Source organism: Micromonospora sp. NPDC049044, assembly GCF_040649215.1.
Taxonomy (GTDB): Bacteria; Actinomycetota; Actinomycetes; order Mycobacteriales; family Micromonosporaceae; genus Micromonospora.
In genome coordinates, this window is sequence record NZ_JBEZFA010000056.1 from 19,186 (window position 1) to 38,884 (window position 19,699).

Annotated in this window: 16 protein-coding genes, 1 tRNA gene and 1 pseudogene; 5 read left to right on the forward strand and 13 right to left on the reverse strand. The window is 71.1% G+C overall.

Annotated elements, in window-relative coordinates; translation table 11 throughout:
* Window positions 1-7 precede the first annotated feature (7 nt).
* Window positions 8-940 carry an EamA family transporter gene (locus AB0B85_RS31185; RefSeq protein ID WP_357412921.1) on the reverse strand — a complete coding sequence of 311 codons (933 nt, stop codon included), beginning with the start codon at window positions 938-940 and terminating at the stop codon, window positions 8-10.
* Window positions 941-1,065: 125 nt separating this feature from the next.
* On the opposite strand from AB0B85_RS31185, the gene AB0B85_RS31190 reads away from it, so the two are divergent.
* Window positions 1,066-1,986: a LysR family transcriptional regulator gene (locus AB0B85_RS31190; RefSeq protein WP_357412923.1), complete on the forward strand. Its 921-nt coding sequence runs from the start codon at window positions 1,066-1,068 to the stop codon at window positions 1,984-1,986.
* Between the two features lie 198 nt (window positions 1,987-2,184).
* Here AB0B85_RS31190 and AB0B85_RS31195 read toward each other — a convergent pair whose 3' ends face one another.
* The gene (locus tag AB0B85_RS31195) at window positions 2,185-2,760 is read right to left on the reverse strand and encodes a hypothetical protein (RefSeq protein WP_357412925.1); all 576 of its coding nucleotides are present in this window, start codon (window positions 2,758-2,760) and stop codon (window positions 2,185-2,187) included.
* Window positions 2,761-3,010: 250 nt separating this feature from the next.
* On the opposite strand from AB0B85_RS31195, the gene AB0B85_RS31200 reads away from it, so the two are divergent.
* Window positions 3,011-3,316 carry a hypothetical protein gene (locus AB0B85_RS31200; RefSeq protein ID WP_357412947.1) on the forward strand — a complete coding sequence of 102 codons (306 nt, stop codon included), beginning with the start codon at window positions 3,011-3,013 and terminating at the stop codon, window positions 3,314-3,316.
* A gap of 302 nt (window positions 3,317-3,618) precedes the next feature.
* Here the strand turns inward: AB0B85_RS31200 and AB0B85_RS31205 are convergent.
* A tRNA-Thr gene (locus AB0B85_RS31205) sits at window positions 3,619-3,695 on the reverse strand.
* 142 nt (window positions 3,696-3,837) lie between these two features.
* On the opposite strand from AB0B85_RS31205, the gene AB0B85_RS31210 reads away from it, so the two are divergent.
* Complete coding sequence (locus AB0B85_RS31210; RefSeq protein ID WP_357412927.1) at window positions 3,838-5,577, forward strand: metallophosphoesterase; 1,740 nt, start codon at window positions 3,838-3,840, stop codon at window positions 5,575-5,577.
* Between the two features lie 17 nt (window positions 5,578-5,594).
* Here AB0B85_RS31210 and ricT read toward each other — a convergent pair whose 3' ends face one another.
* From ricT to tmk, 6 genes are all read right to left on the reverse strand, one after another.
* Window positions 5,595-6,434 carry a regulatory iron-sulfur-containing complex subunit RicT gene (ricT, locus tag AB0B85_RS31215; protein ID WP_357412929.1) on the reverse strand — a complete coding sequence of 280 codons (840 nt, stop codon included), beginning with the start codon at window positions 6,432-6,434 and terminating at the stop codon, window positions 5,595-5,597.
* A gap of 275 nt (window positions 6,435-6,709) precedes the next feature.
* Window positions 6,710-7,396 carry a hypothetical protein gene (locus tag AB0B85_RS31220; protein WP_357412931.1) on the reverse strand — a complete coding sequence of 229 codons (687 nt, stop codon included), beginning with the start codon at window positions 7,394-7,396 and terminating at the stop codon, window positions 6,710-6,712.
* Window positions 7,396-7,701 (reverse strand): hypothetical protein, encoded by a 306-nt coding sequence (locus AB0B85_RS31225; RefSeq protein WP_357412933.1) that lies wholly within the window; start codon window positions 7,699-7,701, stop codon window positions 7,396-7,398. Before AB0B85_RS31225 ends, AB0B85_RS31220 begins: the two co-directional genes overlap by 1 nt.
* Window position 7,702: 1 nt before the next feature.
* Window positions 7,703-8,032 (reverse strand): YbaB/EbfC family nucleoid-associated protein, encoded by a 330-nt coding sequence (locus AB0B85_RS31230; protein ID WP_357412935.1) that lies wholly within the window; start codon window positions 8,030-8,032, stop codon window positions 7,703-7,705.
* A gap of 122 nt (window positions 8,033-8,154) precedes the next feature.
* Window positions 8,155-9,453 (reverse strand): DNA polymerase III subunit delta', encoded by a 1,299-nt coding sequence (locus tag AB0B85_RS31235; RefSeq protein WP_357412937.1) that lies wholly within the window; start codon window positions 9,451-9,453, stop codon window positions 8,155-8,157.
* Window positions 9,453-11,552: a dTMP kinase gene (gene tmk / locus AB0B85_RS31240; RefSeq protein ID WP_357412949.1), complete on the reverse strand. Its 2,100-nt coding sequence runs from the start codon at window positions 11,550-11,552 to the stop codon at window positions 9,453-9,455. The genes AB0B85_RS31235 and tmk overlap by 1 nt, the downstream gene beginning before the upstream one ends.
* A gap of 308 nt (window positions 11,553-11,860) precedes the next feature.
* Here tmk and AB0B85_RS31245 point away from each other — a divergent pair, with 308 nt between their 5' ends.
* On the forward strand, window positions 11,861-13,066 hold the full coding sequence (locus tag AB0B85_RS31245; RefSeq protein WP_357412939.1) for an amino acid deaminase/aldolase: 1,206 nt from the start codon (window positions 11,861-11,863) through the stop codon (window positions 13,064-13,066).
* A gap of 12 nt (window positions 13,067-13,078) precedes the next feature.
* Here the strand turns inward: AB0B85_RS31245 and AB0B85_RS31250 are convergent, their stop codons facing one another.
* Entirely contained in the window at window positions 13,079-13,681 is a 603-nt protein-coding gene (locus AB0B85_RS31250) for a TetR/AcrR family transcriptional regulator (RefSeq protein ID WP_357412941.1), read from the reverse strand.
* A 226-nt stretch (window positions 13,682-13,907) separates the two neighbouring features.
* Between AB0B85_RS31250 and AB0B85_RS31255 the strand changes: the two genes are divergently transcribed.
* The gene (locus tag AB0B85_RS31255; RefSeq protein ID WP_357412943.1) at window positions 13,908-15,224 is read left to right on the forward strand and encodes a D-arabinono-1,4-lactone oxidase; all 1,317 of its coding nucleotides are present in this window, start codon (window positions 13,908-13,910) and stop codon (window positions 15,222-15,224) included.
* Between the two features lie 16 nt (window positions 15,225-15,240).
* On the opposite strand, the gene AB0B85_RS31260 is transcribed toward AB0B85_RS31255, so the two are convergent.
* The 3 genes and pseudogenes from AB0B85_RS31260 to topA form a co-directional block, all read right to left on the reverse strand.
* Window positions 15,241-15,639, reverse strand: a complete 399-nt coding sequence (locus tag AB0B85_RS31260) for a hypothetical protein (RefSeq protein WP_357412951.1) — start codon at window positions 15,637-15,639, stop codon at window positions 15,241-15,243.
* A gap of 1 nt (window position 15,640) precedes the next feature.
* Window positions 15,641-16,030 (reverse strand): annotated as a pseudogene (locus tag AB0B85_RS31265) (hypothetical protein); the annotation flags it as partial.
* 358 nt (window positions 16,031-16,388) lie between these two features.
* A complete protein-coding gene (gene topA, locus AB0B85_RS31270) occupies window positions 16,389-19,238 on the reverse strand; it encodes a type I DNA topoisomerase (RefSeq protein ID WP_357412945.1) in 2,850 nt (949 codons plus the stop codon).
* Window positions 19,239-19,699: the final 461 nt, after the last annotated feature.

The following is a 19,699-nucleotide window of genomic DNA, read 5'->3' on the forward strand; positions in this document are numbered from 1 at the left end:
AACGCCCCTAGGGCAGGCGACGCGTCGTGAGGGCCGGGACGGGTTCGTCCGTTCCCGCGACCGCCGGGGGGTCCCCGGCCGGGGGCCGCCGTCGGCGCACCGCACCGAGCGCGATTCCGGAGATGACCAGCACGCTGGCCAGGATCGTCACGGCGGTCAGGGGCTCACCCTGGAAGACCGCCGCGGCGCCCAGACCGAACACCGGGATCAGCAACGCGTACGGGGCCACCGGTGTGGCTCCGTGGACCCGCATGAGGTAGCCCCAGACCGCGTAACCTAGCAGCGTGGCGGCCCAGGCCACGTACACGGCGGCGACCACACCGGTCACCGACAGGGAGCGCAGCGCGGCGAGATCCTCCTCGACGCCCTCGAAGAGGGCAGACAGGATGAGCAGCGGCAGGGGAGGGACCACGCTGACCCACACCATGAACCGGAACATGTCCGGCGGGTTCGCCTTGCGGGTCGCGATGTTCGCCAGCCCCCAGCACACGGCGGCGGCCAGCACGAGCAGGAAGCCTGCGACCGGCGTCGTCCCGCCGAGACGCGTGCCGACCAGGACGATCCCGGCCATGGCGACTCCCATGCCGGCCAACTGCACCACCCGGGGCCGCTCGCGCAGCAGCAGAGTGGCGAAGACGACGGTGAAAGCCGCCTGGCTCTGCAGCACCAGGGAAGCGAGGCCCGCGGGCATCCCGACGTGCATTCCGATGAAGAGAAAGCTGAACTTCAGCACGCCCAGCACTATTCCGACGATGAGTACCCATCGCCACGCCACCCGTGGCGAGCCCACGAAGAACACAGCCGGAATTGCGGCGAGAATGAAGCGCAATGCGGAGAAGAGCAACGGCGGGAAATCTTGAAGGCCGACGTCGATGACGACGAAGTTCACGCCCCAGATGGCGGCGACGCAAATGGCCATCGCAACGTGGCTCGGCTTCATCCAGCAACTCCTCGACTGGCATCCTTCCACCCGGCACGCCTCACCGGACCCCGAAACATGATGTCGTATCCGACGACCTCGTCGAGGATCCCAAGGCTGACACTTTCTAATGGGAGCTCGTTAGCGTGGCTTCACTACACGACCTGAGCAGGCTGCGCGCCCTGCACGCCGTGGCCGCCTTCGGTTCCATCAGCGGGGCCGCGACGGCGCTGGGCTATACGCCGTCCGCCGTGTCCCAGCAGATCGCCAAGCTGGAACGAGAGGCCCAGGCCACCCTTCTCGACCGCGAGGGCCGCCGCGTCGCTCTGACGCCGGCGGGCCAGATCCTCGCCCGGACCGCGGGTGAGGTGCTGGCCGCCCTGGAGCGTGCGGAGACCCTGCTGGAACTTGAGCACGGAACGCCGAACGGCCGGCTCGTGCTCGCCGCCTTCCCGACGGCCTGCCGAGGACTCCTGCCGGACGTTCTCGTGGACCTGACCCGCCGTCATCCCGCTCTGGAGCTCCGGGTGCTCGAGGTCGACCCGTTCCGCGCTGTGGAGCTGGTGGCTGAGGGCGAGGTGGACGTCGCGGTGGTGCACGACTGGCACAACACGCCCTTGGTGCTCCCCGAAGGACTGCACTGCGCCACGCTTGGTGACGACATCGCCGATGCGGTCCTGCCCGCAGGGCACCCCCTGGCCTGCCGAGACGGCGTCACGGCCGAGGACCTGGCCGCCGAGCGGTGGATCAGTCAGCGGCCGGGGTCGATGTGCCACGCATGGCTGATGCGGACCTTCGCCGAACGGGGCCGGGAACCCAACGTCATCTGCCATGTCGACGAGTACCAGTCCCAGCTGTCGCTGGTTGCTGCCGGGCTGGGCGTGGCTCTGCTCCCCCGACTCGGCCGCGGGCGCCTGCCCGCGGAGGTCGTGGCGTTACCGCTGCGGCCGGCCAGCTCCCGCCAGATCATGGCCGCCTGGCGAGCCAGCACGGCGGAGCGGCCGGCCATCACCGCAGCACTCGCCGCGCTGCGTGACGCATGGGCCGTCACACCCGGCCGTGCTTGATTTCGGAATGTCGAGGTTCGCCGACGGGGCCGGCCACCTGGACTTCTGTACGGAGCCACCTGACGGAATCGAACCGCCGACCTACGCATAACGAGATCAAAATGCCTGCCCGCCGTGCTGGGCAGCTGACGGTCTAGCAGCGGAAACTCTTCTTGACACCGCACACCGCTCCCTGGCTGTCCGTCGACCTCTTGCGGACTAGCTGCGGACCGCTCGCCCTTCTGCCGAAGCAGGGTCGTCCGGTGACCTGGAGCCGGGCTGGAACCGCTCGGACGGCGCTCCGATCTCGGCCCACCACCGCCCACGGCGCACCTCTACACCGGGCACGTCCACCAGCACCCGGTCAGGATCGACCAAGCTGGCAACCGACTGCTCCACGTCGCTTCGCAACTCAGCGACGGCCTCTTCGAGAGTGTCCTGCTCGCTTGACCAGTCGATGTCGGCACTCCGCAGCCGCCGCTCAGCAACCTCAAACAGAGCGTCCGGGTCGTCGACGCTGATCTCAAGACGGCAGTACAGCTGCACGACGATCGGCTTCGCGTCTTCCATGCGCGAGAGCGTTCCACACGACACGTACACGTGCGCTATTTGGATCTTGGTGGTCCAGCCTCTGTAGCGGCGGATCTCCTCGTCGGGCAGTCGTGGCGATCTGGACGCGTTCGCCAACCGGCCGGATGAGGCGATGGCGGCACGGGATGCGGACTGGCACGTCTGGCGGCGCTGCCATCGACCTTGGGAAGCGGCGAAGCCCAGGCCGATGACCTGGGCGTCCATACTGGTCTGGCTGCTCGGTCAGACGCTGAAGCGGAACCTAGAGCCCTGGCGCACCTACCAGCGGCAACAGCGCCCGACGCCTGCTCCCACGGCGTCCCGGTCTGCGATGGCTGCTCGCTGGTTCGCAACGTTTCACGGTGTCTTGTGCCCCCTGTGTGCCCCGCAGGACGACCTTTCCCCGGCAGCAAAGGAGACAGCTAGGCTGCGATCAAGGTGTGTCAGAGGGCCTGGGTACGGGGGAACGACAATGATGATCGTGAAATTCGACGATGACCGAGAATGGTACATCCAGGGAGGCGTCTTCGAAGGCATTGTCGAGTCGGTGCCCGCCGGAATGCTTGAGGATGATGATCTGGTGATGCACCTGCGGCCCGCTCGAGCGATGAGTTGGCTGAACCTGCAGGGCATGGAGCCAGATCGAGCCGAGCGTATCGTCGCCGCACTCAGTGAGGGCGTGGTCGGCCGCATGCGGACGATCGACCAGAGCGATAGGAAGCTTGTCGAGTTTTACGAAGGTCTGCTGAAGATTGCTGCCCGGCGAGCTGGAAACGACTGACGGCAAAGCGGGCCGCCGCCCGGCCCGCCACATCAAGCGGACCTTGACGGCTCGTACGGCTTCCCAGTCTTCGTGCCCTGCGCAGTCTCATCGCAGACCAAGGTCGACTGCCAGGCACCTGGTGGGACGGATTCGTCAGGCACCAGGTGGGACTCGACACGCCAGTAGTCCGGCCGCAGGCCTCACTCCGGTGGTTGCGTGGCTGCATCACGCGAGTGCTCGCTTGGCTGCTCGCCCTGGCGGCGGCAAGCAAAAGGCCCAGGTCATGATCGGCGATCAAGCCGGTGACCTGGGCCTTTCCATGGAGCCGCCTGACGGAATCGAACCGTCGACCTACGCATTACGAGTGCGTCGCTCTAGCCGACTGAGCTAAGGCGGCAACGATGAGCAAGTGTACGGCACCCTGTTGCCCGACCCGAACGGGATACCCCCGAGCTACCACCGCCGTCAACCGGACAACGACTGCCAACTGACCCGTTACCGGACAGCGCCTCGCCGACTCCGGTACTACGCTGCGGCGGGTGAGCGACGAACGCGACGACCACCGGGCTCCAGCGACCGACGATCACCCCGACGGCGAGCGTGCCCGACCCCGGCCCCGCTCCACGGATCCGCTTGAGCTGGGCTTCACCCCGCGCAAGCCGGTGCCGTGGCTGGCACCGTTCCTGCTGATCAGCACCGGCATCCGGACGCTGCTGGCGATCCTGTTCGGCGCCTACCTGGACAAGCGCGAGTTGCAGAACGCCTTCGGCGACGACATCTTCCGCCAGACGGGACCGGACGGCGGGCTGTGGCTCGACTACGTGGCCGACCTCGGCGACGGCTTCAACGCCACCTACTCGGTCGCGTACCTGCTGGCGCAGCCGGAACTGACAGTGGAGGGACACCGGCTGCCCAGGGCGCAGACCCTGGTGATGGGCGGCGACCAGGTGTACCCGTCGGCGGCCTACGCGGAGTATGAGAACCGGTGCAAGGGGCCCTACCAGGCCGCCCTGCCGACGACCCCGCCCGAGCGTCCCACACTGTTCGCGGTGCCGGGCAACCACGACTGGTACGACGGGCTCACCGCCTTTCTGCGGCTGTTCGTCCGCTCCCGGGACCGTAACTTCGCCGGCTGGCGTACCGGGCAGTCGCGGTCGTACTTCGCTGTGGAGTTGCCGGCCGGCTGGTGGCTGCTCGGCGTGGACGACCAGTCCGGCTCGTACCTGGACGACCCGCAGTTGGCCTACTTCGACGAGGTGGCCCGACGGCTCGGCCCGGAGTCGAAGGTGATCCTGGCCGCGCCGTCGCCGACCTGGGTCAAGGCCGCCGACAGCCCGACCGCGTACGACTCGATCGACTACTTCATCCGGACCATCATCGACCCGACCGGTGCCCGAGTGCGGCTGCTGCTCTCGGGCGACCTGCACCACTACGCCCGCTACGCCGGCCCGGACCGGCAGTTGATCACCTGTGGTGGCGGCGGCGCGTACCTGTACCCCACCCACAAGCTCCCGGAGCGCATCGAGGTGCCGCCGCGCGACACGCTGGCCCGCCGGGCCAGCCGCACGCAGCCGTACGACCTGGCGGCCCGCTATCCGGACGCGGCTCGCTCCCGCCGCTACGGCTGGGGCATCTTCGCCCGGCTGCCGTTCCGCAACCCCGGCTTCGCCACGCTGCTCGGCACCCTGCACACCCTGCTGATGCTGGCCATGGCGGGCGCGACGGCGAACTGGGCCGACAGCACGAACCAGCGACTGTTCAGCGTCCCGCTGGTGCTGATGGTGCTGGTGACGGTGGTGGCGGCGGTGCTGTTCGCCAAGCCGCCAAGCGCCAGCGGCAAGCGGCATGTCCGACACTGGATTCTCGGCGTCAGCCACGGGGTGGCTCAGGTGACGCTGGCCGCGGGCGGCACCTGGGTCTGGTTGGCGCTGCCGTTCTACGAATGGCCGTGGCCACTGCCCGCGGTCGCCGCGGCGGTGGTCTACGGGCCGGTGATCGGCCTGGTCGCCAGCCAGGTGGTGGCGGCGTACCTGCTGGTGGCGGGCTCGTTCGGGGTGAACGTCAACGAACTGTTCGCCGGGCAGGGCATCGAGGACTCGAAGTCGTTCCTGCGGTTGCGCATCGACCCGGACGGCACGCTGACCATCTACCCGGTCGCGGTGGACCGGGTTTCCCGCGACTGGCAGGTGAACTCCGACCAGTCGGCCCCCGCGAGCTGGCTAATCCCGAAGACTCCCCTGGCCGCGCATCTGTCCGAGGCCCCCATAGTCCTCTCCTGACCGACGTCCGACCAAGGTCAGGGGGTGTAGTGCTGGTCGTGGGCCTGGCGGGGGGCGCAGACGGACGCGCGGGAGCAGGAGCAGCGGGACCCGTCTGCGTCCAGCCGGACCGTCACCGCGTCGCGGGGGACGCTGTGGCCGACGACCCGACCGTCGCCCTCCGGCGTGGAGACCCGGCTGCCGACTGCCGGGGCGGTCTCCTGGAACCTGGCGTACAGGGGATGCTCGTATTTGAGGCAGCACATCAGCCGACCACACGCGCCGGAGATGCGCAGCGGGTTCAGTGGCAGGTCCTGGTCCTTGGCCATCCGGATGGTCACCGGCTCGAAGTCGGTGAGGAACGTCGCGCAGCACAGGTCCCGACCGCAGGAGCCGATGCCGCCCTGCACCCGCGCCGAGTCGCGTGCGGAAAGCTGGCGTAGCTCGACCCGGCAGTGCAGGGTGGCGCCCAGATCACGGACCAGGGAACGGAAGTCCACCCGGTGTGGGGCGGTGAAGTAGACGGTGCTGCGTTCGCCGCCGCCCTCGGCGGAGCCGAGCACGTGGTCGACCGCCACCACCTTCATCGGCAGGCCGTGCGAGCGGATCAGCCGTTTCGCGGCCACCTTCGCCTCGGCCTTACGACGTCGCAGCTCCTCGTCCCGGCGCAGGTCGTCATCGCCGGCGAGCCCCACCAGCCGGGGAAAGCCGTCGGTCTCCTCGGTGACCCACTGCGCGGCCCACACGCACTCCGCCACCTCTGGCCCGTCGTCGGTGGGCACCAGCACCCTGTCGCCCACCTGCGGACGTAACTCGCCGGGATCGAGGTAGTAGAGGCGCCCGTACCTGTTGAAGCTGACCGCGCAGAGCATCCCCATCCCCCCACCCTACGACGGATCAGCGCACCGGACGCACTGGCGGACAGCTCCGCTGCCATTCATGACCGTCGACTCGACCGATTGCCGGCCGGCCCGTCGTGCCGTTACGCCTCGCCCGGACGGTTGATTCCGGACCTGGACAGCAGACAAGCACGCCCCCGGCGGCGTTGAGTGAAGGCAGACCTGCGGGGGGTGCAGGGGGAAGACCACGGCGTCGCCGTGGACGCCGGCTCTGGTCCGACGCCCGCGAGCGACGCCGTGGCCTGTCCGAGCCGCTACCAGCCGACCCGGGTGGGCTGGTCGTAGTGCGGCCGGCCGTCCACCGGCGGCCGCCACGCAGTCTCGACGAGGCTCGGTGCCCACTGCCGCAGCAACGTCTCCGCACCGTCGTACGCGACGCAGAGCACCGCCAGCACCCGCGCGGCGATCTCCGCCGCGTCGGCCACACCCGGCCCGACCGGCCCTGGGCCGGTCGGCGGACCGCTGGCGGTGGCGGTGGCGGCGACCACGGCCACCGCCTCGGCTGAGCGCAGCACGTCGGCCAGCGTCCGGGCCAGCGCGAGACGGCTGCCCTCCACCCAGTCGGCGAGCGCGTCGGCGTAACCAGCTGTGGATTCGAGCCGCCCGACCAGGCTGTCCGGCCCCTCGTCGAGGTGGCGCAGCAGCGCCGTCCGCTGTTGCCCGTACGCGGTGGCGGCCGGGCCGGACCAGAGCACCGAGTCGGTGAGGGCGGCAGAGACGTCGTCGTACCCCCGGACCAGCCGGCGCACCGCGTGCCCGGCGCTGGCGAGCGGCCCGGGGTGCAGGTCGAGGAAGCCCCGGACCGCGTCGCCGGGCAGCACCTGCATCCGGCGCAACAGCGGCCAGACCCGGTGCCCCTCCGGAACGCCGGCGGCGATCAGTCGGTCTACCCGGCGCAGCAGGTCGAGGCCGGGGTCGGCGAGGCGGTCAAGCGCGTCCATCAGGGCTCTCCGGCGAGCCGGCGGCGGGCCGCCCGGTCGACCTCGGCATAGCGGTCGGCGGCCTCGCGCACCGCTGCCGCGGCGGCGGCCAGCCGACCGGCGGCGGTGCGGGCCTCCCGGGCCCGGTCGTCGGTGGCGGTGGCCCACTGCCGGTGCAGCGCGCGACCGATCTCGCCGGGGCGGCCCGGAGCGTCGGCGCCGAACGCGGCCTGGGCCGGGTCGCTGGCGGTGACAGCGTGCGCGACGGTGGTGAGTGTGGCACTCGCCTCGTCCAGTCGGGCGGAGAGCGCGCGCAGTGTGTCCATGTCAGGCTCCCGCGAGCGGTCGGTAGGCGGCGAACGTCTCGTTGTGCAGCTTTTCCCGTGCCCACTCGGCCGCGTCGGCGGCCGCGGTGACCGCGGCCTGCACCGAACCGGCGACGTCCCGTGGGTTGCGGTTGTGCAGTGGGCCGAGGAACCGGACGTGGGTGATCCGCCCGCCGGCGGTGACGACGACCTCGACCAGACCGTCCGGCGACCGGACGGTCACCTCGACGGTGGACACCGCCTGGTCGAACTCGGCCTGAAGCTGCTCGATCCGGCGGTATCGCCGCACCGCCTCCTCGATCCAGGCTTCGTCGATCTCCCCCCGTGGCATCGGCCGACTCCTCCCGGATGAGCCATCACTGAGCGTGCCGCCACCGTCACCACGGCACACCGGACCGTACCGCACCGCAATCGGACCTGTCGATGCCTGTGGACAACGCCGGAAGCTGCGGTTCAGCCCTTCCAGAGGGCGAGCATCATCGCCTCCACCGCGATCCGCGGCTTGACGTTCGCCTCGATCGCCGCCCGGCAGGCGAGTACGGCTTCCAGCCGGCGCAGTGAGCCTTCGGCGTCCCACTTCTGCGCGCCAGCGCCGGCCAGTGCGGCGGTGTCGGTGTGCACCGGGGCGACGGGCGCGCGCAACGCCATGGTGAGCGCGTCCCGGTAGAAGCCGGCCAGGTCGACAAGCGCCCGGTCCAGTGCGTCCCGCTGGGCGCGGGTGGCCCGGGACTTCTGCCGTTTCTCCAGCTCCTTGAGCTGCCCGGCCGCGCCGCGCAGCGCGCCGGCCGCACCCCGGCCGGTGCCGCCCGCACCGAGCGCGGTCTCCAGCGCGGCCCGCTCGGTCGTGTCGGCGTCGGTGACCGACGCCTCGGCTTCCGCTTCGGCCGCCTCGATCAGCGCCGACGCCGCGTCGAACGCCGCGCCGACGCCGGTCAACCGGCGCGGCACCGCGAGCACCGCCTCGCGCCGTTTGCGGGCCTCCGGGTCGCGGGCCAGCCGGCGGGCCCGACCCACGTGCCCCTGTGCGGCCGCCGCCGCCCACCGCGCCACGTCGGGCGCGATCCCGTCCCGACGGACCAGCACCTCGGCCACCGCGTCGGCCGGCGGCTGCCGCAGGGGTACGACCCGACAGCGGGACCGGATGGTCACCGAGATGTCGTCCGGGTGGGTGGACGGGGCGCAGAGCAGGAAGACAGTACGCGGCGGGGGTTCTTCGATCGCCTTGAGCAGCGCGTTGCCGGCGGCCTCGGTGAGCCGGTCGGCGTCCTCGATGACCACCACCTGCCAGCGCCCGCCGGACGGGGTGCTGGCCGCGCGGAGCACCAGTGCGCGCATCTCGCCGACACCGATGGACAGCCCTTCCGGCACCACAAGTCGGACGTCGGCGTGGGTGCCGCCCATCGTGGTGCGGCAGCCGGGACACTCGCCGCATCCGGTGCCGTGCACGCACTGCAGGGCGGCGGCGAACGCCCGCGCGGCGACCGAGCGGCCGGAGCCGGGCGGACCGGTGAAGATCCAGGCGTGCGTCATCCCGGCGGACGGGTCCACCTCGCCGGGAACGGCACCGCCGGCCGGGGCGGCAGATTCGGCACCGCCGGCCGGGCCGGGCGATTCGGCGCCGCCGGCGGTGAGCAGGGCGGGTGCCCGGTCGGCCGCACCAGCGCGCAGCACGGCAGCCGCGGCGGCGGCGGCCCGGCGCAGCTCGACGACCGCCTCGTCCTGACCGACCAGGTCGGCGAAGACGTCCGGCATCAGGTCTTGTGCTCCATCGTCACCAGCTCCGCGTCGGATAACTCGGGCTGCACCGACGTGTCCGGGCCCTGCGCCGGCCGGGGGTGCACGATGCCGCCCGGCTTGCCGAGCATCTCCTCGACCCGGCGGACCACCTGCTGGTTGATCTCCTCGACCGACCGGGACGCGTCGAGCACCAGGTAGCGCTTCGGGTCGGCGGCGGCGAGGTCCAGGAAGGCGTACCGGACCCGCTCGTGGAAGGCGACCGACTCGGCCTCCAGCCGGTCGGTGCCGGTGTTGCGGGAGGCCACCCGGGACAGGCCGGTCTTCGGCTCGACGTCGAGCAGCACCACCAGGTCGGGCTTGAGGCCGCCGGTGGCCCACGAGGAGAGCCAGGACACCTCGTCGACCGGGAGGGTCCGCCCGGCGCCCTGGTACGCCAGGGACGAGTCGACGTACCGGTCGCTGATCACCACGCCGCCCCGGACCAGCGCGGGCCGGACGACGGTGGCCACGTGGTGTGCCCGGTCGGCGGCGTAGAGCAGCGCCTCGGCGCGCGGTGACGGCGCGTCGTCGCCGGAGGTGTCGAGCACCAGCGACCGGATCCGTCGGCCGACGCCGGTGGCCCCCGGCTCGCGGGTGACCACGACCTCGCGTCCGTGGCCGCGCAGGCGCTCGGCGAGCGCGGTGAGCTGGGTGGACTTACCGGCGCCCTCGCCGCCCTCGAAGACCACGAAGAGCCCGGCGGAGACGAACGGCTCGGAGGGCATCAGCGGGCGACCCCGGATGGAGCCCCAGAGGTCCGCGAGGACGGGGACGCCCTTCTTGTCGTCCATCTGGCCGAAGGCGCTGATCCCGGCGAAGATGCCGGCGGCGCCGGCGGCGAGCAGCAGCAACCGGGTGGAGGAGATGGAGATGCCGAGGTCGGCGATCGTCAGTTTGCGGGAGCCGCCGACGCCGACAAGCACACTGCTCAGCCCGATGGCCAGGATCAGCACCAGCCGGGTGCCGATCTGCACCACCGCGAAGACCCGGCCGCGCACCTCGTCGGCCACCTCGCCGCCCAACAGTGTGGTGCCGGCCAGGAACGCCATCCCGGCACCGGCGCCCACCAGCACCGCGCCGACGATCGCCATGGACAGGTGGATGGCGAAGGCGAGGGTCATCACCGCGGCGCTGGCCAGCACGATGCTCATGCCGAACCACCGGCGCCGGGACATGTCCTTGACGATCATCGGGCCGAGACCGATGCCGAGGGCCAGACCGGCGAACATGGCGCCGAAGAGCAGGGAGAACGCGGCGTCGCCGGCACCCAGCGAGTTGGCGAAGAACTTGGCCGTGCCGACCACGATGCCGCCACCGGCGAACGCCCCGAAGATGCCCAGCACCAGGCCACGCACCAACGGGGTCTGGCCGATGTACTTCCAGCCCTCGGAGAACTGCCGGAACATGCTCTGCTCGGCACGCTCGGCCTCACCGCGCTGCGCCTCGCTGATCTCCTTGATCCCGAAGGCCACCACCAGCGCGGTGGCGAGCCGGGAGAAGGCGTTGAACCAGAGCGCGAGCTGTGCCGGCTCGGCCCAGGAGGGCAGGTCGCCGCCGACGGCACCCCGGACGCCACGGTCGAGCACGGCCAGGCCGACGGCGGCGGCGATCGGGGTGAGGCCGTACGTGGTGATCAGGGTGAGCTGGTTGGCCGCCTCCAGCCGGGCCCGCGGGATGAGGTTGGGGACCGCGGCCTCCTTGGCCGGGATCCAGAGCAGGGTGATCGACTCGATCAGGAAGGTGGCGACCAGCGCCCAGCCGACCACCAGGCCGCCCGCGGCACCGCTGAGGGCGTAGAGCGGGATGGACGCGAAGAGGACGAAGCGCAGCAGGTCACAGATGACCATCGTCCAGCGCCTGTCGAACCGGTCGGCGAAGACGCCGGCCACCGGGCCGAGCACCAGCGCGGGCAGCAGTCGGATCGCGGTGACCCCGCCGAACGCGGCGCCCTGGGCGGTGCTCCCCTGCACCTGCGAGGCGGCGAAGAGGGCGGTGGCCAGCAGGCCGAGCCAGTCGCCGAAGGAGGCGGCACCGAGCACGATCCAGAGCCGCCGGAACGGCCTGATCCGCAGCACCGAGCGGATCGCGGCGTAACCGGACGGATCGACCTGGCCGGAGCTGGACTGGTTGGCGGCGTTGCCCGACTGGTCGCCGGAGCGCGACACGCCGGGCGACTCGCCGCCGTTCTGGCTTTCGATGGCCGTACCTCCACGTGCCGGCCCATCGCTGGGCGCCTCCGGTGGAACACTCTAGACCGGGTGGGGGGCCGCCCCACCTACGACATTCTCCTGCTCGCTGAGCCTAGGCCGCCGGAGGCACCAGCCGCAGCCCGGACGTACGCGAGGGTATTTCGCATTTCTCGCCGGACAGTTAGCGTGCACACGTGGCCATCGAAAGCGACAAACTGCGCGAGCGCCTGGATCGGGCGACCGCCCACCTCGACCCGCCGTACGCCGTGGTCGACCTCACCGCCTTCGACGCCAACTCGGTCGCCCTGGCCGATCGCGCCGCCGGTAAACCGGTCCGGTTGGCGAGCAAGTCGGTGCGGGCCCGCGAGTTGATCAGTCGAGCCCTCGCCCGACCGGGCTGGCAGGGCGTGATGGCGTTCACCCTGCCCGAGGCGATCTGGCTGGTCCGGGCCGGAATGAGCGACGACGTGCTGGTCGCGTACCCGAGCGTGGACCGCGCCGCACTCGCCGAGCTGGCCGCCGATCCGGCGCTCGCCGCCGCGATCACCCTGATGATCGACGGCACCGGCCAACTCGACCTGATCGACGACGTCCGCGCCCCCGGGCAGCGCGCCGAGCTGCGGCTCTGCCTGGACCTGGACGCCTCCTGGCGACCGCTGCGCGGAGTGCACGTCGGCGTCCGCCGCTCGCCGGTGCACAGCGCCCGGGCGGCCGGCGCACTCGCCGCCACCGTCGCCGACCGGGCCGGCTTCCGGCTGGTCGGGCTCATGTCGTACGAGGCGCAGATCGCCGGCCTGGGCGACGCGCCGCCGGGGCAGACGCTGCTGGCGGGCGCGATCAGGCTGGCCCAGCGCGGGTCGTACCGCGAGTTGCTGGCCCGCCGGGGCGCGGCGGTCGCCGCGGTACGCGAGCACGCCGACCTCGAGTTCGTCAACGGCGGTGGCACCGGCAGCGTGGCCGCCACCAGCGCCGATCCCGCGGTCACCGAGGTCACCGCGGGATCGGGCCTGTACGGGCCGACGCTGTTCGACGCGTACCGCGCGTGGCGGCCCACCCCGGCGGCGTTCTTCGCCTGCGCGGTGGTCCGCCGGCCGACGCCGGAGCTGGCCACCGTGCTCGGCGGCGGCTGGATCGCCTCCGGCCCGGCGGCCGACAGCCGGTTGCCCCGGCCGTGGCTGCCGGCCGGGCTCAAGCTGGTCGGCACCGAGGGCGCCGGTGAGGTGCAGACCCCGTTGTCCGGCGCGGCGGCGGCCACCCTGCGGGTCGGCGACCGGGTGTGGTTCCGGCACGCCAAGGCCGGCGAGCTGTGTGAACGGGTGAACGAGCTGCACCTGGTCGAGGGGGAGGTGGTCGTGGCGACCATCCCCACCTACCGGGGCGAGGGGCAGGCCTTCCTCTGAGGCCGCGCCGGCTCAGGCCGGCTGGGCCGCCTCGGCCTGCCCGACGATGGCCCGGTCGCTGTCCGGGCCGTCGACCTGGCGGTGCAGGTATTCGCGGATCAGCGCCTTCGCCTCCAGCAACACCCGCTCGTCACCGTCGGACTTGCGCCGGAACGCGAGCTTGATCAACGAGTCCGCCGCCTCGACCGCGATCTCCAGGACGAACCGGAGCTTCGGCACGTCGGTGAGCCCGAACCGCTCGGTGAGCACCTGGGCCAACTGATCGGCGATCACGCCGTTGTTGTCCCGCTGCTCGTCGAGCAGGTGCAGGTCGACCACGTCGCCGAAGTGCAGCGTCCGGAAGCCGGGGACGGTGCGGTGCATGGTGATGTACTCGTCGATCCCCGCGTCGACGCCATCCCACCAGTGGGTCATCTTGTCGGAGGCGAACCGCTCGTCGAGGCGCTGGAGGTAGGACTCCATCGTCCGCAGGGTCAACGCCTGCACGATCGCCCGTTTGTCCGGGAAGAACTGGTAGACCGACCCGATCGCCACTTCGGCGCGCTCGGCGAGCAGGGTAGTGGTCAGCCCCTCATACCCCACCTCGTCGACGAGTTCGGCACAGGCATCCAACATGCGCTGTACCCGCGCGACACTTCGACCCTGCACCGGAACGCGGCGCAGCGGCCCGGTCGTGGCGGCTGGTGTGGACACTCGGCGCCACCCCCCTTCGACGGATGAACATATCTCCACGTCACGAGTCCGTGACTACCGGTACAACGAGCGGATCGCAATTGCGGTATTTACCAGGCACAACGTTCCTGATATGAAGTCAGTTCATATTCATGAATGAGGAGTGCGCATGGTCGTCACCGCACGGCTCCCCGCTGGATGGTCAAACTGGGCCGGCAACCAGCGTGGCAGCGCCACCGCGATCCTGCGCCCCGGCTCGCCGACAGATGTCGTAGCAGCCGTCCAATCGGCCGTGGCCGAGGGTGCCCGGATCCGGGTGACCGGCAGCGGCCACTCGTTCACCGCCGTCGCGCTCGCCGACGACCGCCGAATGGACCTGTCCGAGCTGGACACCCTGGTCAGCGTCGACGTCGCGCACCGACTGGTCACCGTACCGGCGGGCATGACCCTGCACGCACTCAACGGCCTGCTCGCCCGGCACGGCCTCGCGCTGCCCAACCTCGGCGACATCGACGCGCAGACGGTGGCCGGCGCGATCTCCACGGGCACCCACGGCACCGGAGCCGGCTACGGGTGCCTGTCCACCTTCGTCGAAGCGATCACCCTCGTCACGGGCACCGGCGAGGTGCTGCACTGCTCCGCCGACGAGCACCCCGACGTGCTCGCCGCCGCCCGGGTGTCACTCGGCGCGCTCGGCGTCCTGGTCGAGGTGACCCTGCGCTGCGTGGACGCCTTCGTCCTGCGCGCCCACGAACGCCCGGCCGAGCTGGCCGACGTGCTCGGCGAACTGCCCGCGCTCATCGACCGGCACGACCACGTCGAGTTCTACTGGTTCCCCTACACGTCGCGGGTCCAGGTCAAGGCCAACGATCGGGTACCGGCAAACGACCGGCCACTGCCCCGCTGGCGCGGCTGGCTCGACGACGAGTTCCTGGCCAACCGGGTCTTCGCCGGCGCCTGCCGACTCGGCCGGGTCGTGCCCGCGCTGGCTCCGGGCATCAGCGCGGTCTCCGCCCGCGCCCTCACCGAACGCCGGTACACCGGCCGTTCCGACCGGGTCTTCTGCACCCCGCGCCGGGTCCGCTTCGTGGAGATGGAGTACGGCCTGCCCCGCGCGGCGCTACCCGAGGCGCTCGCCGCGCTCCAGCGGATCGTGGACGGGCTGCCGTTCAAGGTGCTCTTCCCGGTGGAGGTGCGATTCACCGCCGCCGACGACATCTGGCTCTCGCACGGCTACGGGCGGGACAACGCCTACATCGCCGTGCACCAGTACGTCGGGATGCCGTACGAGCCGTACTTCCGGGCCTTCGAGCAGGTGGCCGCCGGGCTGGGTGGCCGCCCACACTGGGGCAAGCTGCACTACCGCGACGCCGCCTCGCTGGCCGATGCGTACCCCCGCTTCGCCGACTTCCAGGCCGTTCGTGACCGCCTGGACCCGCACCGGGTCTTCACCAACCCGCACCTGAACCACGTCCTCGGCGCCTGACATCCATGCTCGCCGCCTAGAGCGCGAGGTCGTCCAGGTCGACGGCACCGGCCATCGCCTCGGCGCCCCTGTCGTTCAGGTGCATGCCGTCGCCGCTGTCCAGCGCGGGGTGGATGTGGTCGAGCGAGTGTGGGTTCGCGACGACGCGCGCCACGTCGAAGACGGCGTCGAAGGTGTCGGCCGTACGGATCCAGTCGTTGACCTCGCGTCGAACGGCGAGCCCCTCCGGCGTGCCGATCTCGGGGCCGGCGCCCGCGAACGGACCGATGGTGGCGGCGAGGATCCTCAGGCCCGCGCGGTGGGCACTGTCGGCCAGCGCGCGGAAGCCGTCGACCAGGTCGCCGGCGGTGCACCGGAGGTTCGCCGAGCATGTCGGGTAATGCCAGGTCGTTGATGCCGAAGTGGACCAGGACATGGGTCACCGCCGGCACCGAGAGGACGTCCCGGTCGAAGCGGGCCAGCCCGTGTTCGCCGACCGTGTCGCGCAGCAGCCGGTTCCCGGCGATGCCCTGGTTGACGACCCACCCGCGCCTCAGCCGCCGGTTGAGGAAATCGACCGAGCGGTGGTTGGCCCCCGTCGTGGTGCCTACCCCCTCGAACCAGGAGTCACCGAAGGCCACGCTGAGCACCGAGTCGATCAGCGAGAAGAAGGTCTGGATGCCGGGCCGGTCCGCGCCTCGGCGCCGCGATTCGGCGAAGTCCTCCGAGGAGCGCCAGAAGACGATGTCCAACCATTCGTCGGCCGACACCCGGACCAGTCGGGCTTCGAGGAAGCCGGCGCGGCCGGCCGCGAAGTCGCGCAGCATCGCCGGCCGTGCGGCCAGCAGCACCTCGGCGCGCTCTGTGGGTACCCGGAAACGGGTACCGATCGAACAAGTAGGTAGAGCCCCCGGCTGTGATGCGAAGCACCCTCATTGCGTTGCGATGCCCCGATCAGGCAGCGAGCCGGCCCCTGCGGAGCCGGAGATCGACACCGGTTTCCGGTAACCGGGCTGTCGGTGGTGGTGGGATACCGCGACTTCACGAAAAACCGTGACGATCACCGGTTCGGCGCCGGCCTGGCGGCAGCGGCCGGCCTGGCGGCAGCGGCCGGCCTGGCGGCAGCGGCCGGTTGAAAGCGAAAGGCCCCCGGAGGGGCCTTTCACCTGATCTCGTGGCGCGGGGTCACTCGGTGCTGGTGGCCGCCTTGCGCGGGGCGGCCTTCTTCGCCGGGGCCTTCTTGGCCGCCGCCTTGGCGGTCGTCGCCTTGGCCGTGGTGGTCTTCTTCGCGGCAGTGGACTTGCTGGCGGCGGCCGTCTTCTTCGCCGCCGTGGCCTTCTTCGCCGGGGCCTTCTTCGCCGCCGCCTTCTTCTTCGGCGCCGGGCCCTTCGCTCGCTTCTCGGCGAGCATCTCGGACGCTTCCTCGATGGTCAGCGCCTCCGGCGTCTGCCCACGCCGCAGCGACGCGTTGAACTCGCCGTCGGTGACGTACGGGCCGAACCGGCCGTCCTTGATCACCATCGGCTTCTCGGTGGCCGGGTCCACGCCCAGCTCACGCAGTGGCGGCGCCGCCGCCCGCCGTCCACGGGCCTTCGGGGCGGCCAGCAGCGCCAACGCCTCGTCCAAGCCCACAGTGAACATCTGGTCTTCGGACTCCAGCGAACGGAACTCCTCGCCCCGCTTCACGTACGGGCCGTAGCGGCCGTTGTTGGCGAAGACCTCGACACCGTCCGGCGCGACACCGACAAGCCGGGGCAGGCTGAGCAGCTTGAGCGCCTCCTCCAGGCTCAACGAGTCCGGGGTCTGCGTCCGCAACAGCGACGACTTCCGCTCGCCACTGGAGACGTACGGGCCGAACCGGCCGGACTTGAGCACGATCGGCTCGCCGGTCGCCGGGTCGTCGCCGAGCTTGCGCTCGCCGCTGCCGCCGAGGAACAGCTCGTGCACCTTCTCCGGGGTCAGCTCGTCCGGGGCCACGCCCTCCGGGATCGGCGCCCGGTCACCCGGGGAGCCGCCCTCCTCGCCCTCACCCGAGGCGGCCGCCGCCTGCTGCTCGCCGCCGGGCAGCTCCCGTTGCAGGTACGGCCCGTACCGGCCGACCCGGACAACGACCTCGCGGCCCTCGTCGTCGGTGAAGAGCGGGATGGAGTTGACGCTGCGGGCGTCGATGTCGCTGAGATTTTCGGTGACCAGCTTCTTCAGCCCACCCGAGCGGGCGATGTCCTGGTCGCCGGCACCGGTGGAGCCGCCGAAGTAGAACGCGGTGAGGAAGTCGACAGCGGCGTGGTCGCCGCCGGCGATCTCGTCCAGCTCGTTTTCCATGCTGGCGGTGAAGTCGTAGTCGATCAGGCGCGGGTAGTGCCGCTCCATCAACCCGATCACCGCGAACGCCAGGAACGTGGGGATCATCGCCTGGCCGCGCTTGGTGACGTACCCCCGGTCCTGGATCGTCTGCATGATCGACGCGTAGGTCGACGGCCGGCCGATGCCCAGCTCTTCCAGGGCCTTGACCAGCGACGCCTCCGTGTAGCGCGACGGCGGCTGGGTGTGGTGGCCCTGCGCGGCCAACTGGTCGGCGGTCAGCGGCTGGTCCTTGACCAGGGTGGGCAGGCGACGCTCGGCGTCCTCGGCCTCGGCGTTCTCGTCGTCGCTGGACTCCACGTACGCCCGCAGGAAGCCCGGGTCGGTGATGGTCTTGCCGGTCGCGCCGAAGTCGGCCTCCTCCTGCGAGGTGGAGACCGCGCGGATGCGCACCGACACGCTGGAGCCGACCGCGTCGGTCATCTGCGAGGCGATGGTCCGCCGCCAGATCAGCTCGTAGAGCTTGAACTCCTCGGCGGACAGCTCCTTGGCCACCTCGCCCGGAGTGCGGAAGTTGTCCCCCGCCGGGCGGATCGCCTCGTGCGCCTCCTGCGCGTTCTTCACCTTGCCGGTGTAGCGACGCGGCTCCGGCGGAACGCTGCGCTCGCCGTACAACTCGACGATCTGCCGACGGGCCGCCGAGATGGCGGTCTCCGACAGGTTGACCGAGTCGGTACGCATATAGGTGATGTAGCCGTTCTCGTAGAGCCGCTGCGCGGTGCGCATCGTCTGCTGCGAGGACAGGCGCAGCTTGCGGGCCGCCTCCTGCTGGAGGGTCGAGGTGATGAACGGCGCGTACGGGCGGCGACGGTAGGGCTTCTCCTCGACCCGGGTGACGGTGAACGGCCGCCCGTCGAGTCGGGCCGCGAGACCCCGGGCGCCACTCTCGTCGAGGTGGACGACACCGGCACCGGCCTTCACCCGACCCGTGGTCGGCTCGAAGTCCTTACCGGTGGCGATCCGGTCGCCGTTCAGCGCGATCAGGGTGGCGTTGAAGGCCCGCGGACCCTCACCGGCGTTCGCCACGGCGAGGGTGGCCAGGATGTCCCAGTACTCGGCGGTGCGGAAGGCCATCCGCTGCCGCTCCCGCTCGACCACGATGCGGGTCGCCACCGACTGCACCCGGCCGGCCGAGAGCCGTGGCATGACCTTCTTCCACAGCACCGGGGAGACCTCGTAGCCGTAGAGCCGGTCGAGGATGCGCCGGGCCTCCTGGGCGTCGACCAGGTCCCGGTCGATCTCCCGGGGGTTGGCCACCGCCGCCTGGATCGCCGGCTTGGTGATCTCGTGGAAGACCATCCGCTTGACCGGAACCTTGGGCTTGAGCGTCTCCACCAGGTGCCAGGCGATCGCCTCGCCCTCGCGGTCCTCATCCGTGGCCAGGAAGATCTCGTCGACCTCCTTGGCCAGCTTCACCAGCTTGCTGATCTGCTGGCGGCGGTCGGCGGAGACGACGTAGAGCGCGTGGAAGCCGTTGTCCACGTCCACCCCGAGTCGGGCCCACGGCTCCTTCTTGTATTTGGCCGGCACGTCGGCGGCGTTGCGCGGCAGGTCGCGGACGTGACCGAAGCTGGCCTCCACGACGTACCCCGGGCCGAGGTAGCCCGAGATCGTCTTGGCCTTCGCCGGTGACTCGACGATGACCAGACGGGTGGTTCCAGCGTTGCTCGGCACGTCTCTCCCCGACCTCACTCCTGCTCGTGGCCTGCCAGCGCCCGGACAGCGACCGCCTTCGACCCCGCCGTCACACCGGCGGTCCGGATGTCCAACGTAACGCGCCGCCCGCGTTTCGGGTTTCGCGGGCGGCAAACCGCCACCGCGCGACGGCCAACTCCCGTCCCGCCGCGCTCGGCACTGCCAGACGGCGCCACCGTACACCGTGGGTAGGGCTCGAAGCGGGTCACTGTGACGATGGCAGGCCTACGGCGGAGCCCCAACCCGCCCGTTTCCAGCCCCGAACCCCTGTCGGCTATCCGCCACCACCCCCGCGCCCCTCCCTCTCTGACCCCGTCGATCATGGACTTGGGGTGGGCGTTATCACCCCGGGAGAGTGTTCTGTCCCCACCACGACTCCATGATCGACGCGACCGGGGGATGGGGGGTGGGGGTGGGGGGTGGCGGCCCGGACCGCCGCA

Excerpts from the sequence above, each read along its gene's own strand:
- AB0B85_RS31185 (WP_357412921.1), bottom strand. The coding sequence starts at position 940 with ATGAAGCCGAGCCACGTTGCGATGGCCATTTGCGTCGCCGCCATCTGG.
- AB0B85_RS31250 (WP_357412941.1), bottom strand. The coding sequence starts at position 13,681 with ATGTTGGATGCCTGTGCCGAACTCGTCGACGAGGTGGGGTATGAGGGG.
- AB0B85_RS31235 (WP_357412937.1), bottom strand. The coding sequence starts at position 9,453 with ATGCCGGACGTCTTCGCCGACCTGGTCGGTCAGGACGAGGCGGTCGTC.
- AB0B85_RS31230 (WP_357412935.1), bottom strand. The coding sequence starts at position 8,032 with ATGCCACGGGGGGAGATCGACGAAGCCTGGATCGAGGAGGCGGTGCGG.
- AB0B85_RS31200 (WP_357412947.1), top strand. The coding sequence starts at position 3,011 with ATGATCGTGAAATTCGACGATGACCGAGAATGGTACATCCAGGGAGGC.
- AB0B85_RS31255 (WP_357412943.1), top strand. The coding sequence starts at position 13,908 with ATGGTCGTCACCGCACGGCTCCCCGCTGGATGGTCAAACTGGGCCGGC.
- AB0B85_RS31225 (WP_357412933.1), bottom strand. The coding sequence starts at position 7,701 with ATGGACACACTGCGCGCGCTCTCCGCCCGACTGGACGAGGCGAGTGCC.
- ricT (WP_357412929.1), bottom strand. The coding sequence starts at position 6,434 with ATGGGGATGCTCTGCGCGGTCAGCTTCAACAGGTACGGGCGCCTCTAC.
- AB0B85_RS31260 (WP_357412951.1), bottom strand. The coding sequence starts at position 15,639 with ATGTCCTGGTCCACTTCGGCATCAACGACCTGGCATTACCCGACATGC.
- AB0B85_RS31220 (WP_357412931.1), bottom strand. The coding sequence starts at position 7,396 with ATGGACGCGCTTGACCGCCTCGCCGACCCCGGCCTCGACCTGCTGCGC.
- AB0B85_RS31195 (WP_357412925.1), bottom strand. The coding sequence starts at position 2,760 with ATGGACGCCCAGGTCATCGGCCTGGGCTTCGCCGCTTCCCAAGGTCGA.